This window comes from Stenotrophomonas sp. PS02289 (genome assembly GCF_029960115.1).
Lineage (GTDB): Bacteria > Pseudomonadota > Gammaproteobacteria > Xanthomonadales > Xanthomonadaceae > Stenotrophomonas.
The window spans coordinates 1-13,147 of the sequence record NZ_JASCOZ010000121.1 but is presented as its reverse complement, the minus strand read 5'-3'; the positions used below and the strand labels follow the sequence as shown (position 1 = coordinate 13,147).

The 13,147-nt window shown below is 65.0% G+C and carries 10 protein-coding genes; 7 read left to right on the top strand and 3 right to left on the bottom strand.

The genetic code is table 11. From position 1 onward, the window contains the following. Positions 1–61: 61 nt before the first annotated feature. The gene (gene mutS, locus QMX83_RS15565) at positions 62–2,617 is read right to left on the bottom strand and encodes a DNA mismatch repair protein MutS (protein ID WP_282297548.1); all 2,556 of its coding nucleotides are present in this window, start codon (positions 2,615–2,617) and stop codon (positions 62–64) included. Between the two features lie 253 nt (positions 2,618–2,870). Next, positions 2,871–3,497 (bottom strand): DUF6338 family protein, encoded by a 627-nt coding sequence (locus tag QMX83_RS15560; RefSeq protein WP_282297546.1) that lies wholly within the window; start codon positions 3,495–3,497, stop codon positions 2,871–2,873. A gap of 341 nt (positions 3,498–3,838) precedes the next feature. On the opposite strand from QMX83_RS15560, the gene QMX83_RS15555 reads away from it, so the two are divergent. The 5 genes from QMX83_RS15555 (at position 3,839) to QMX83_RS15535 (ending at position 10,013) form a co-directional block, all read left to right on the top strand. Further along, positions 3,839–5,032, top strand: a complete 1,194-nt coding sequence (locus QMX83_RS15555) for an OsmC family protein (RefSeq protein WP_282297545.1) — start codon at positions 3,839–3,841, stop codon at positions 5,030–5,032. After that, positions 5,013–8,018 (top strand): TonB-dependent receptor, encoded by a 3,006-nt coding sequence (locus QMX83_RS15550; protein WP_282297544.1) that lies wholly within the window; start codon positions 5,013–5,015, stop codon positions 8,016–8,018. The genes QMX83_RS15555 and QMX83_RS15550 overlap by 20 nt, the downstream gene beginning before the upstream one ends. Positions 8,019–8,023: 5 nt before the next feature. Beyond that, a complete protein-coding gene (locus QMX83_RS15545) occupies positions 8,024–8,992 on the top strand; it encodes a DUF1684 domain-containing protein (protein WP_282297543.1) in 969 nt (322 codons plus the stop codon). Between the two features lie 100 nt (positions 8,993–9,092). Beyond that, the gene (locus tag QMX83_RS15540; protein ID WP_282297547.1) at positions 9,093–9,524 is read left to right on the top strand and encodes a hypothetical protein; all 432 of its coding nucleotides are present in this window, start codon (positions 9,093–9,095) and stop codon (positions 9,522–9,524) included. A 126-nt stretch (positions 9,525–9,650) separates the two neighbouring features. After that, positions 9,651–10,013, top strand: coding sequence for a glycine zipper 2TM domain-containing protein (locus QMX83_RS15535; RefSeq protein WP_282297542.1), 363 nt, complete (start codon positions 9,651–9,653; stop codon positions 10,011–10,013). A 39-nt stretch (positions 10,014–10,052) separates the two neighbouring features. Here QMX83_RS15535 and fabR read toward each other — a convergent pair whose 3' ends face one another. Next, complete coding sequence (gene fabR, locus QMX83_RS15530; protein ID WP_125358353.1) at positions 10,053–10,736, bottom strand: HTH-type transcriptional repressor FabR; 684 nt, start codon at positions 10,734–10,736, stop codon at positions 10,053–10,055. Between the two features lie 73 nt (positions 10,737–10,809). Between fabR and QMX83_RS15525 the strand changes: the two genes are divergently transcribed. Together QMX83_RS15525 and QMX83_RS15520 are read left to right on the top strand one after the other, a co-directional pair. Then, the gene (locus QMX83_RS15525) at positions 10,810–11,892 is read left to right on the top strand and encodes a ferredoxin reductase (protein ID WP_282297541.1); all 1,083 of its coding nucleotides are present in this window, start codon (positions 10,810–10,812) and stop codon (positions 11,890–11,892) included. A gap of 2 nt (positions 11,893–11,894) precedes the next feature. After that, positions 11,895–13,022: an acyl-CoA desaturase gene (locus QMX83_RS15520; RefSeq protein WP_282297540.1), complete on the top strand. Its 1,128-nt coding sequence runs from the start codon at positions 11,895–11,897 to the stop codon at positions 13,020–13,022. Positions 13,023–13,147 lie beyond the last annotated feature (125 nt).

Below are 13,147 nucleotides of genomic sequence, written 5' to 3'. Positions count from 1 at the left end.
TGGCCGGCCCACGGACCGCCTGGGCCGGCCAACGGCCGGCGCTACCAGGTGCAGCCCTCGGTTACACCAAGGCCTTCAACCGGTACAACGCCTCCAGCGCCTGCTTCGGGGTCAGCTCATCCGGGTCAATCGCGGCCAGCGCTTCCTGGGCCTTGCTCGACGGTGCGGTGAAGAGCCCGAACTGCTGCGGCGCATCCAGCGCCTGCGGGGCCATGGTCGCGGCGACGGTCTCGCCGCCACGCTGCTCCAGCTCGGCCAGACGCCGCCGCGCCTGCGCCACGGTGGCGCGCGGTAAACCCGCCAGCGCCGCCACCTGCAGACCGAAACTACGGTTGGCCGGGCCGTCCTTCACCGCATGCATGAACACCAGTTGCTCACCGTGTTCCACCGCATCCAGGTGCACGTTGGCAATGCCGCTGGTACCGCCTTCATGCTGCTCGTCGGCCAGCGCGGTCAGCTCGAAATAGTGCGTGGCAAACAGGGTGTAGCAGCGGTTCTGGTAGGCGAGGTGGCGCGCGACCGCGTCGGCCAGGGCGAGGCCGTCATAGGTGGACGTGCCGCGACCGATCTCGTCCATCAGCACCAGCGAGTGTTCAGTCGCGTGATGCAGGATGTAGCTGGTTTCCGACATTTCCACCATGAAGGTGGACTGCCCGCGCGCGAGGTCGTCGCCTGCGCCGATGCGGGTGAGGATGCGGTCGATCGGGCCGATCACCGCGCGGCTGGCCGGCACGAAGCTGCCGATATGCGCCAGCAGGACGATCAGTGCGTTCTGGCGCATGTAGGTGGATTTACCGCCCATGTTCGGGCCGGTGATCACCAGCATGCGGCGGTCCGGATGCAGGTCCAGGTCGTTCGGCTCGAACGGCTGTTCGCGCACCGCTTCCACCACCGGGTGACGGCCACGCTCGATGCGCAGGCACGGTGCGGTGTCCAGTTCCGGACGTGCCCAGTCCAGTGCCTGCGCGCGTTCGGCGAAGGCGGCCAGTACGTCCAGCTCGCTGAGGGCGGCGGCGCACTGCTTGAGCGGTTCCAGGTTCGCGCCCAGCGTGTCGAGCAGCTGTTCGTACAGCAGCTTCTCGCGCGACAGCGAACGCTCGCGTGCGGACAGCACCTTGTCTTCGAACGACTTCAGTTCTTCGGTGATGTAGCGCTCGGCGTTGGTCAGGGTCTGGCGGCGCGTGTAATGCACCGGTGCCTTGTCCGACTGACCCTTGCTGATCTCAATGTAGTAACCATGCACGCGGTTGTAGCCGACCTTCAGCGTGGCGATGCCACTGCTGGCGCGCTCGCGCTGTTCCAGGTCGATCAGGAACTGATCAGCGTTGGTGGACAGGCGACGCAGTTCATCGAGTTCGGCATCGAAGCCTTCGGCGATCACGCCGCCGTCGCTGAGCTTCAGCGGCGGCGTTGGTGCAACGGCGGTGGCCAGCAGATGTGCGCTTTCGTCGTGTTCGCCGAGTGAGGCGTACAGCGCCTGCAGGCGAGGGGAGTCCAGCTTGGCCAATACCGCGCGCACTTCCGGCAGCAACGCCAAGCCATCACGCAGGGTGGAGAAATCGCGCGGGCGCGCCGAGCGCAATGCCACGCGGGTGAGGATGCGTTCGAGATCGCCCAGCGCACGGAACGCATCGCGCACGTCGCCGTCAGCACCGCGATCAATCAGCGTGGCCACCGCGTCGTGGCGCTGCACCAGCACCTCGCGCAGGCGCAGCGGACGGTGCAGCCAGCGACGCAACAGGCGGCCGCCCATCGGCGTCACGGTGGTGTCGAGCACGCCGAGCAGGGTATTGCGGGTGTCGCCATCAACGCGCGTATCCAGTTCCAGATGGCGGCGCGTGGCCGCGTTCATGGCAATGGCTTCGCTGGCGGTTTCGGTGGCAATCGCGGTCAGGTGCGGCAGACGCTGCTTCTGGGTTTCTTCCACATAGCCCAGCAGTGCGCCGGCGGCGGCGGTAGCACGCGGCTTGTCGTCGATGCCGAACCCGGTCAGGTCGTGCAGCTTGAAGAAGCTCAGCAGTTGGCGGCGGCCGCTGTCGGCATCGAACAGCCACGGCGCGCGGCGGCGGATGCCGCTGCGGTGCTTGAGAAACTCCGGCCAGCTTTCTTCGTCCGGCACCAGCAGTTCGGCCGGCTCCAAGCGGGCCAGTTCGGCTTCTAGCGCGTCTTCGGTGTCGACCTCGTTGACCAGGAAACGGCCGCCGGCCAGATCGGCCCAAGCCAGCCCGTAGCCCTGCTTGTTACGCGACAGCGCCATCAGCAGGGTGTCGCGGCGTTCGTCCAGCAGCGCCTCGTCGGTCACCGTGCCCGGGGTGACAATCCGCACCACTTTCCTTTCCACCAGCCCCTTGGCCAGGGCCGGGTCGCCGATCTGTTCGCAGATCGCCACCGATTCGCCCAGCGCCACCAGCCGCGCCAGATAGCCCTCATAGGCATGCACCGGCACGCCAGCCATGGGAATCGGCGCGCCGCCCGAGCTGCCGCGCTGGGTCAGCGTGATGTCCAGCAACCGCGCCGCCTTACGTGCGTCGTCGTAGAACAGCTCGTAGAAGTCCCCCATGCGGAAGAACAGCAGCAGGTCCGGGTAATCGGACTTGGCTGCGAAGAACTGCTTCATCAGCGGGGTGTGTTCAACGGGCTTCTGGGTCACGCGGGGTCCATCGGGGCAGGCTGGAATGCCTATTGTATCGGCAGGCACTGGGGCGCTGGGATTTCCTGGCTGCCGACACGAGAAGGCCCCTCAACGGGGCCTCTTTGGTGGGTATCACGGCTTCTTTGGCGGTGGCGGCGGATTCGGCGGAGGTGTTGGCCGCGCGCTACGTGTCACCGGATTGCCATTGTCAAACGTGTGTCTGACCGGGGGCGGTGGATTAGATCCCTTGCGTAGATATGTCATGTTCAGCGTTCTCCTTAGGGAATACTTCGACCCAACGCACGTCTGTCGCGTGAATGATTATGCCATCCAGATTGGCGAGGTCTACAACGCAGCCATGTTCGTCGATCCAAGCAGGTTGTTGCATATAAAACTGCCCCGTCGACGGATTCACAGGCCACTCCTTCGGCCAGCCGGTGAGGCGCCTCCCGTCCTGTAGCTGGAGGATCACGTAGGCCGAATTGGAATCCAGAACACAGAACCACTCGCTGGGATGTGAGGTTCGAGAAGTAAATCCGCGACGCCTCAACCAGGAGTGGAACGTGTCCTTGTTGACGGCAGCGGCACCCCCGACGCCCAGTGCGGAAGCTGCCAGTACTGACCAGACCGTTTGACTCTCATCGGTCCAGACCCCCACGGCAATAAGAGATCCTGCGGCAACGAGGCCCGTCTTGATCACGCCGGTGATGCCTTGGACCACGAAGGTAAAGACCAATGCCTCGACAGTTCGCTCAAATTGACTGGGCTTTGGGTGTGCAGTCAGCCCGTAGAAGATCCAAGCTGAAAGGAAGCCTGGGAGCAGGAACAGCAGAAGCGGGGTTGCTTGTGAAAACAGATTGTCCATATCGTCCGTCAACAGTCCTTGAGCACTTGCGTATTAATCGCAGCAGATTGCCCTTTCCAAACGCAGTGTGTTGACGCTGACCTGGGAATTGAACCTGCTCGGGGTTCATTGGAGCCGCCGTTCCGCGCATGACCGCATATTCTCGCGCCCCAATCTCGGCAGCCGCGACTAGTGTCGCGTTCGGCTTCATGAGCGCGGGAGTGGCGGATCGGCCCTGGGATCCACGACGACGGCACCTTGCCTCCCGCATATATGGGAATACCCAACCGTTATTTTAATGCGGCGGCGCGACATGAAAGAGTGGGCTCCTGTTCATGATCGCCTTCGGAGCCCGTTCGCCCATGTCCGCCGTTCGTTATGCATCGCCCGCCAACGTGATTGGCGCAACCGCGTTGTCTGCCCTCCTGTTCCTCGCCGCCCCCTCCGCTTTCTCCGCCGACGGAACCGCTTCGCCGCTGCGTGACTACCTCACGGCCAAGCACGCGGCCATCCAGGCGCAATCGGCCCAGCCGGGCGTTCCCACCGCGATCCACGCCAAGGTGACCGCCGAGAGCCGATCGGGCGTGCGTCGCCTGCGCATCGGGGAAACCGGCGAGTTCCAATACATCAGCGACAGCGGGCGCAACTACGCCGGGTACAACCTGGGAGCCGGCTCGTGGGATTCACTGGTAGGCACGCTGGCCAGCGCCGTGGCTGACGAGTATGTGGTGCAGGCGGCCGTGCAGGGCCTGCCACTGGATGGGCTGGACGTGGTGTTCACCAGCATTCCCGAGCGCAAGAGCGAGACCCTGGCGTATCCGAACAACCTTTCCTACGTGGCGTACATCGATTCGCCGGCCACGGAGGCGCAGCTGCAGGCACTGAAGCGTGCCGTGCATGAAAACTCCTCGGCCATCGATCTGGTTACCCAGCCGCATCAGGTCAGTCACGCCGAAGTGGACTACATCCAGAGTCCTGCCACCCGTGATCCCAAGCAGCCCCCGGGCCTGCGCGACTTCATCACCGAAGAGAAGCGCCCGGCAGTGCTGGCGCGTCAGGTGAAGCCGGGCGACGCCAAGAAGAAGCCTTCCGAGCCGGAAACGCTGGTCGCACGCGCCCACGTCGAGCCGCGCACCGGACTGCGTCGCGTGTTTCTCGGCAAGGACGGCTACCACCAGCAGCTGCACGACAGTGCACCCGGTCTGCTGGGCTACGGACTGGCACCGACGGTCGAAGAGCACCTGCTCGGCGTGACCGGTACCTGCCTCACCCACATCTTCGAGGTGCAGGCGGCGTCGCGGAACGTGCTGCTGGATTCTCTGGAACTCACCGTGGACGGCCAGCTGAGTCCGCGTTTCGGCAGCAACGTCACGTCGCCGGCGCGCTTCAGCGACATCCACTACAAGGTGCGGATTGAATCGCCGGCGTCGGCACAGGAAATCGATGCCCTGCGTCAGTCGGTGGAAGCCACGTGCCCGCTGTACAACCTGGTGAAGGACGAGCAGAAGCTGGAAGGCCGCATCGTGCGAGGCGCGTATGCAGAACCTGCGCAGTAAGCCCGAGTCCGGCCGCCGCGTTCGCCGCGGCTTGCCCCTGCATCGCCGCCACCTGGTGCTGGCGCTGTGCACCCTGCTGGCACCGTCGGCGTATGCCGAGGAAGAGGCAGTTGCCACAGCGGAGGCGAATGACCGCGCCAGCGCCCGCACGCTGGACAAGGTCTCCGTGCTGGGCTCGCAGATCGCCGGTGGCGGTGCCCAGGCGGCACTGCCGGTGGTCGCGGTGGACCGCGAACAGATCGACGCGACCGGGGCCACCAACGGCAACGAGCTGTTCCGCAGCCTGCCGCAGTTTGGCGATGTGGCGGTGACCGAAAAGGGCACCACCAACGCCGGGCGCAACTCCAACGTGGCACGCGGGGACGTGGGGTCGATCCACCTGCGCGGCCTCGGCTCGAAGTACACGCTGCTGCTGCTCAACGGCCGTCGCACCGTGCAGCATCCGATCAGCAACAGCGGCGATGACACCACCTACAACGCCAATGCGATTCCCACCTTCGGCCTGGAGCGGGTCAATCTGCTGCTGGATGGCGCGGCCTCGATCTACGGCTCTGACGCGGTGGCCGGTGTGGTCGACCTGGTGATGCCCAGCAACCTGGCCGATGGCGGTGGCATCCAGCTGAACTACGGCAAGGTCACCGATGGTCACCGCGAGGACATCTCGCTGGATGGCTACTTCGGCAGTGATTTTGCCGAAGGACGCGGCAATCTCTCGGTGCTGTACGGCTTCTCCAAACGTACGTCGCAGCTCAACTCCGATGCGTGGTTCACCGCCACCGATGGCCGCCGCCCCCTCGGCGACGGCACCAGCGTGCCGGACCCGAACGGTACGACGGGCTTCAGTACGCGTACCCCGTGGGGACACTTCGAGACCTATGCGAACGGACGTCGCACCGGTACCTGGTCGGTCAATCCGGTCACGGGGGCGCTGGTGTCCGGCTCCGTGCCAACGCGCTATCACTATGACTCCGCCGCTGAGCCCGGCATCACCTCGTCACCGGCGATCAAGAAGGGCAACGTTTTCGCCAGCGGCCGCTTCGACATTACCGACAATGTGCAGCTTTTCGGTGAGCTGGGCTACTACCGGGCGCGCTCCGAGTCCTGGGTGAGCAGCGAATCCGGTTTCGGTGGCGACGGATTCCTGCTGCATATCCGACCCGATGCCTACTGGGTGCCGGAGTCCCTGCGCGGAGCCGACGCCATCCGCCTGCTGAACTACCAGTTCGCCGATTCGGGTATCCGCAAGGTCGAGGTCGACAACGATCAGTCACGTGTGCTGCTGGGTCTGCGCGGGTGGACCGAGGGCGGCTGGAACTGGGAAACCGCATTGCTGTACTCGCGGGCGCGCAGCAAGGATACCCAGCAGGGCGGGTTGACCGATGCCTTCATCGAGGCCGTGAACCGCACCGATGCCAGTGCCTACAACCCCTTCAGCGGTGGTGACCCGAACAGCATCCGGGTCGGGGACGCTACCCCCTACGACACCTCGTCGTTCATTGGCGAGGCTACGCGCGAAGGTACCGCCGAACTGGCGCTGTGGGACTTCAAGGTCAACCGTCCCGACGTGATCAGCTGGTACGCCGGCGACATCGGCCTGGCCGCAGGCGTGGAGTATCGCTATGAGAGCCGCGAAGATGATCGCGACGAGAACATCGACGGAAGTCGCCCGTACACGGACTGGTACACCGGCACCGTCGCGGCCAGCAATTTCTTCACCCATAGTCCGCGGCCGGATGTGCACGGCAGCCGCAACGTCAAGTCGGCGCTGATCGAGCTGGCAGTCCCGCTGATCTCGCCGGCGCAGAACATTCCGCTGGTGCAGTCGCTGGACCTGCAGATTGCGGGACGGTATGAGGACTACAGCGATGCCGGCCAGGTCGCCAAGCCCAAGTTTGCCGCCGCATGGAAGGTTGTTGACAGCCTGCTGCTGCGCGGTTCGGTGAGCGGTGGCTTCCGTGCCCCGGGGCTGGAGCTGGTGAACTCGCCGCCCACCTACGGCTTCGGCTTCAACAATGATGCCGTCCGCTGCCATGCGTTGATCAGCAAAGGCGCGCACCCCGACTACAGCGCCTGCTTGAATGCCTACAGCAGCGGCTCCTCGGTCAAGCCGTCGGTGAGTACCGTGACCTCCTATGGCGAGGACGTGAAGCCGGAAACCACGAAGCAGTCGTCCTGGGGCGCGGTGTTCGAACCGCAGTTTCTGCCTGACCGACTGGGCTCGATCAGCCTGAGCGTGGATGCGTGGAAGGTGAAGGTGGAAAACCCCATCAGCACCCTGGGCGAGGAGCTGCTTTACGACGCCTATCTGCGCGTGGTGGAAGGCAGCAGCAACCCGAACGTGGTGCGCGCGGCAGTGACGGCCGAGGATATCGCGCAGTTCGAGGGCTCCGGTCTGGCCCCGGCCGGCGTGGTGACCCACGTGTACACGCGCTATCAGAACCGCAGTCCGTTGACCGCGTCCGGTGTGGACTACAACTTCACCTGGCGTCTGCCGGAAACGGCATGGGGCAACTTCGCCCTGCTGATCAGCGCCAGCCAGTTGAAGGAATACACGCAGCAGAAGCCGATTGAGGTGCAGCAGGTGGCGGCCGCAGTGGCCAGCGGGCAACTGAACATCATTGCGCCCGACCTGGGTGCGGCCAATGAGGTGGGCATCAATGGGGCCAAGCCGGAATGGCGGGCCAGCGCCACGCTGATCTGGAACCTGCAGGACTGGACCGTGCGACTGCGCGACGACTACATCGACAGCGTGACCGCGGGCGCGTACTCGGACCGGACGCCTTACGTGGTGGGGTCCACCCAGCGCTGGGCGCTGTCGGTGAAGAAGGAGTTCAACCAGGGCGCACTGGCAGGCACCGCGGTGGAAGTCGGCGCACGCAATCTGTTCGACAAGGAGCCACCCCTGAACGCGTCGGGCAACTACCTCACCGCGCTGCATGAGTCGTATGGGCGTTACCTCCACTTTGGCATCTCCAAACACTGGTGAACTGCATGAAGACCTACACGTTGGTTCTGTCCGTCATGGCGGTTCTGTTCGCATCCGCCTGCAGCCCCACGGATGGGGTGGTGGCCGAAGCGTCCGCAGCGGCACCGGCACCCGGTCGCTTCCAGCAGGAACATGCCGCGTGGGTGCAGCAACGTGCAGCTGATCTGCGCAAGCCTGATGGCTGGGTGAGCCTGATCGGCCTGCACTGGGTTGAAGCGGGACGCCAGGACGTGGGCGCAGGCAAGGACAACGCCATCCGCCTCGCGATTGGACCGGACCGTCTTGGCCAACTGGAGCAACGCGCCGATGGCTTGTATTTCAAACCTGCGGAAGGAGCACGCATCACCGCCGACGGCAAGCCGCTGCAGGGTGAGGTGAAGTTGGTGCCAGAAGGAAAGGGCGGGGGCACCAAGCTCGGCTACGACCAGGGCAAGGGTCAGATCACCGCGATCAAGCGTGGCCAGCGGCTGGCGCTGCGGGTGCGCCACGCGGACGCACCGGCACGTGTCGGGTTTGCCGGCCTCGACTTCTTCCCGGCCGATGAAGCCTGGCGCGTGCCGGCCCGTTTCGTTGCGCACCCGGCCGGCAAGACGCTGCCGATTGCCAGCGTGATTGGCGAAATCAACAATTCGCCGAATCCGGGCTACGTCGTGTTTGAAAAAGACGGACGCACGTGGCGACTGGAAGCGCTGGGTGATCCGGCACAAGGCCTGAACCTGATGTTCCAGGATCAGACCACAGGACGGCAGACCTACGGCGTGGGGCGCTATCTGCATACCGAGGCGGTCGCCGCAGACGGTAGCGTCACGCTGGACTTCAATCGCGCCTACAACCCGCCGTGCGCCTACACCGATTACGCAACGTGCCCGCTGCCACCGCCGGAAAATCGCCTGGCGCAGAAGGGCGCGGGTGCGCAGCCGGTGCGACTCGCCGTGCTGGCGGGGGAAAAGAAGTACGCGTTGGCGCAGCACTGAAGGCCGTCACGCTGCCTTTGCATCTGTGCAATGTGCGGCTGTTAAGGTTGCCTGATCCCAATCAGGAAGCCTCACCATGACCCGGACGTCTACGTTCGCGCTGCTCACGCTTGCTCTCAGCCCCGCCTTGGCCTTTGCTCAATCCGACCGCGAAGTCGCCGAGCATATGGTGACCCGGTCCGCCAACGTCTGTCCCGGCCACAGCGCCGAGCGCACCACGCCCACGGTGAAGAAAGTGCCGGTGGGCGCGCTGCGGGTGATGCTGGATCGTGGCTTGGTGATGTGCCCGGATCGTCGTCTCGATGCTGCAGCACCGGCCGTGTTCTACGGCCGCGTGGGCGTATTCGCCTGGAATCCGGAGGTGCCAGCAGGTGCCTCGGTGATCGTCAAACAGATCGATCAGATGACCCGCAAAGACGAGTACCCGGTCGAAACACTGGTGTGGGATGGCAAGGGCACCGCGTTGACCCAGCAGACGGTACCGGCGTTCGAGCCGCGTCCGGGCGCGACGGTGCTGTACAAGGTGCGTTGAGTACGTTGGCTGCGATTCACATGCTGAATCGCAGCCGATCCCTTGACTTCGCGTACACCTGATTTCACGGTCGCTTGCACAGCGGGTGTCGACACTGGACGCATGTTCCACCCATAGGAGTCGACCATGCAGACCCAACTCAAGATGCTGTGCCTGGGCAGCTTGCTGGCTTTTTCCACCATCGCTTCGGCGCAGACCTACGGGCCGAAGGACGAAGGCCGCCGCTTCAATGATGGCAGCAAGGTGGTATGCAAGAACGTCGAAGTTCAGCGCAACAGCAAGGATCCGAACCGCATTACCGGTACCGCCATTGGTGCCGTAGCCGGCGGCCTGCTGGGCAATCAGGTGGGCGACGGTAACGGCCGCAAGGTGGCCACGGTCGCTGGCGCGGTCGCCGGAGGTGCAGCCGGTCGCCACATCCAGGGCAACCAGCAGTCCAAGAACGGTGATCGTGTGGTGGAGCGCCGCTGTGAGCGGCGTTACCCGTAAGGGTTAAACCCGAACGACCCGCGAACAGCCGGCCGTTTTTCATCGCGTTGGCGGATTGCCCGCGATGGTGCGCGCACCGGTAATGATCATGCGCAGCATCTGCGACAGCTGATCAATCAGCTCGGGGTCTTTTTCAGGCGGCTGATCCAGCGCGCTGCCACCCATGGCGAACACCAGCCGGGTGATGGCCTTGGCGACCAGATGCGGCTCGTGCAGGACCGCGCCATTGTCGGCGGCGGCCAGACGGATCAGGTCCACACAGAGTTCTTCTTCGAAATAATTCAGTTCGCGCTCGACCGCGTGCTTGAACGCGTCCGAGCCGGCGCTGCCTTCGCGCAGCATCACGTGCAGCAGACGGTCGTCGGCGCGCAGCTGCTCGAAGAACGTCTCCACCGAGACCCGGATCACGCTGCGGTCCGACGACGCCGCGCGTTGGCGGGCCTGGCCGATGATGGTGCGCAACGAGCGACCGGCGAGGTCGATCAGCGCCACGGTCAGCTCGTCCATGTCGCGGAACTGGCGGTAGAACGAATTCGGTGCGATGCCGGCTTCGCGGGCGACTTCGCGCAGGCTCAGCGTGGAGACACTGCGGTGCGGGCCGATCAGGGCCAGCGCCGCGGCCAGCAGGTCGTCACGGGAGATCGCCCCCTTGCGTGCCGGGTGTGTCTCATCCGCCGCTGATACGGCAAGGTCGGTGGCAGTCAGGGAGGGCTGGGCGGTCATCAGATGAATCATAGCCGGTCCGGACGATATACAACTGTATACACACCTGTATGCTCGGTCGTATAGTGGCGGCATGAACGCTCGAGTCCGTCCTGCTGTCCGTCGCCGCAACCCTTTGCTGCCCCGCAACTGGGTGTCGGAAGAACTGTTCGATTTCTGGGCGGGCCATGTGCATCCGCTGTGGACCCTGCGCCGTGCGCGCGCCCGATTGGTGTCCCGCCAGGCGGCCAGTGCCGACGCGGTGACGCTGGTGCTGCGCCCGAACCGGCACTTCAAGGGCCTGCTGCCGGGTCAGCACGTGAACCTCGGCGTGGAAGTGGACGGCCGCCGGCTCAGCCGCAGCTACAGCCCGACCCTGTTGGACGACGGCACCCTGGCGATCACGGTGAAGACCGTGGCCGGTGGCGCGGTCAGCCAGCATCTGGCCCAGGCGGCGCAACCCGGTGAGGTGTTCGAGCTGGGCGCGGCGTTTGGCGAGATGACCCTGTCTGCGGTGCCTGCCGCGCCGCTGGTCCTGTTGGCGGCTGGCAGTGGTATCACCCCGATGCGCGCGCTGCTGCGCCAGCTGGAGGCCGCCGGCGTGCCGGGTCGTGTGGAGCTGGTGTACTGGGCGCAGACCCGCGACGCCCTGTGCTTTGTGGATGAGTTCAATGCCTTGGCTGCACGGCATCCGAACCTGCGTGTGCATCTGGCGCTGACCCGCGACCCGCAGAACCCGGCTGTGCGCGTTGGCGATTACGACTTCAGTGCGCTGGGCAATCTGAGCGCCGCGCAGGTCATGGCCTGTGGCCCCGCCGGCTTTGTGGAAACCGCACGCACCCGCCTGCAGGGGCAGGTGGCAGGCTTCCAGGCCGAAGCCTTCAGCCCGCCGGCCGCCGGTGAAGTGGCCGCTGAAACCGGCACCGTGCAGGTCGAGCTGCGTCGCAGTGGCCGCACCCTGGAACTGACGCGTGGCACCGCACTGCTGACTGCGCTGGAAGCCGAAGGGCTGCGCCCGGCCAGCGGTTGCCGCATGGGCATCTGCAATACCTGTGTCTGCGGCAAGGTCAGCGGGGTCACCCGCAACACCTTGACCGGCGAACACGCGGCCGAACCGGCCACGCAAGTACGGCTGTGCGTGAACAGCGCCAGCACCGATCTGATTCTGGAGCTTTGAGCATGTCTTCCGTGCAAAACCGCGTGTTGTCGGCCAGTGAACTGCAGACCTTCGGCGAGGAACTGGACGCGCTGCGTGCGCGCCATGTCGCCACCCTGGGCGCAGCCGATGCGCGCTACATCCGCCGTGTGGTGGCCGGCGTGCGCTGGACCGGCGTCGCCGGTCGCGCGCTGCTCTTCCTCGGTGCCTTCGTGCACAGCGTGCTGATTCCGGCATGGATTGCCGGTGTGGCGCTGCTGGCCATCTCCAAGATCCTGGAGAACATGGAGCTGGCGCACAACGTCATCCATGGCCAGTACGACTGGATGGGCGACGCGCAGCTGCAGGGCAGCACCTATGAGTGGGACATCGTCGGCACCGCCGACAACTGGCGCAAGACCCATAACTTCCGCCACCACACCTACACCAATGTGCGCGGGCTGGATGACGACATCGGCTACGGCCTGCTGCGCATCTTCCCGGAACAGCGCTGGCGTCCGTTCTATCTGATGCAGCCGTTCATTGCGGTGGTGTTCGCGCTGCTGTTCGAATGGGGTATCGCCATCCAGGACCTGAAGATCGGCCGTCTGCTGGCGGGCAAGATGACCTTCAAGCAGCTGCTGCGACAGGCGCGTCCGGTAGGCCGCAAGGTCGGCAAGCAGGTGTTCAAGGATTACATCCTGTTCCCGGCGCTGGCCGGCCCGTTCTTCCTGCCGGTGCTGCTGGGCAATGTGGTCGCCAACCTGATCCGCAACGTGTGGACCTACGTGGTGATTTTCTGCGGACACTTTACTGCCGATGCGGAAACCTTCCCGAAGGAATGCGTGCGCGATGAAACGCGCGGCCACTGGTACCTGCGCCAGCTCCGTGGTTCGTCGAACATCGCCGGTGGCAAGGTGATGAACCTGATGACCGGCAACCTCAGCCACCAGATCGAACACCACTTCTACCCGGACGTGCCGGCCAACCGCTATGCCGCCATCGCGGTGGACGTGCGGGAGATCTGCCAGCGCTATGGGCAGCACTACAACACCGGTTCGCTGCCGAAGCAGTTCGGTCAGGTGATCTGGCGCATTCTGCGCCACTCGCTGCCGAGCCGGCCGCGGGTGGTGGTGGTGCCGGAACGCACGCCGGTGCCGTCTACGCCGTAAGGCGTGATGGGCCTGGGGGCGTCAATACAGGCGGTGATCGGCGTAGAGCGGGGCTTGCCCCGCTGATGTTTGCGCGGCGCTTTCAGCGGAGCAAGCCCCGCTCTACAGCGACAGTTCCCATTGCA

Excerpts from the sequence above, each read along its gene's own strand:
- QMX83_RS15560 (WP_282297546.1), bottom strand. The coding sequence starts at position 3,497 with ATGGACAATCTGTTTTCACAAGCAACCCCGCTTCTGCTGTTCCTGCTC.
- QMX83_RS15555 (WP_282297545.1), top strand. The coding sequence starts at position 3,839 with ATGTCCGCCGTTCGTTATGCATCGCCCGCCAACGTGATTGGCGCAACC.
- QMX83_RS15550 (WP_282297544.1), top strand. The coding sequence starts at position 5,013 with ATGCAGAACCTGCGCAGTAAGCCCGAGTCCGGCCGCCGCGTTCGCCGC.
- fabR (WP_125358353.1), bottom strand. The coding sequence starts at position 10,736 with ATGACCGCCCAGCCCTCCCTGACTGCCACCGACCTTGCCGTATCAGCG.
- QMX83_RS15525 (WP_282297541.1), top strand. The coding sequence starts at position 10,810 with ATGAACGCTCGAGTCCGTCCTGCTGTCCGTCGCCGCAACCCTTTGCTG.
- QMX83_RS15545 (WP_282297543.1), top strand. The coding sequence starts at position 8,024 with ATGAAGACCTACACGTTGGTTCTGTCCGTCATGGCGGTTCTGTTCGCA.
- QMX83_RS15520 (WP_282297540.1), top strand. The coding sequence starts at position 11,895 with ATGTCTTCCGTGCAAAACCGCGTGTTGTCGGCCAGTGAACTGCAGACC.
- mutS (WP_282297548.1), bottom strand. The coding sequence starts at position 2,617 with ATGAAGCAGTTCTTCGCAGCCAAGTCCGATTACCCGGACCTGCTGCTG.
- QMX83_RS15535 (WP_282297542.1), top strand. The coding sequence starts at position 9,651 with ATGCAGACCCAACTCAAGATGCTGTGCCTGGGCAGCTTGCTGGCTTTT.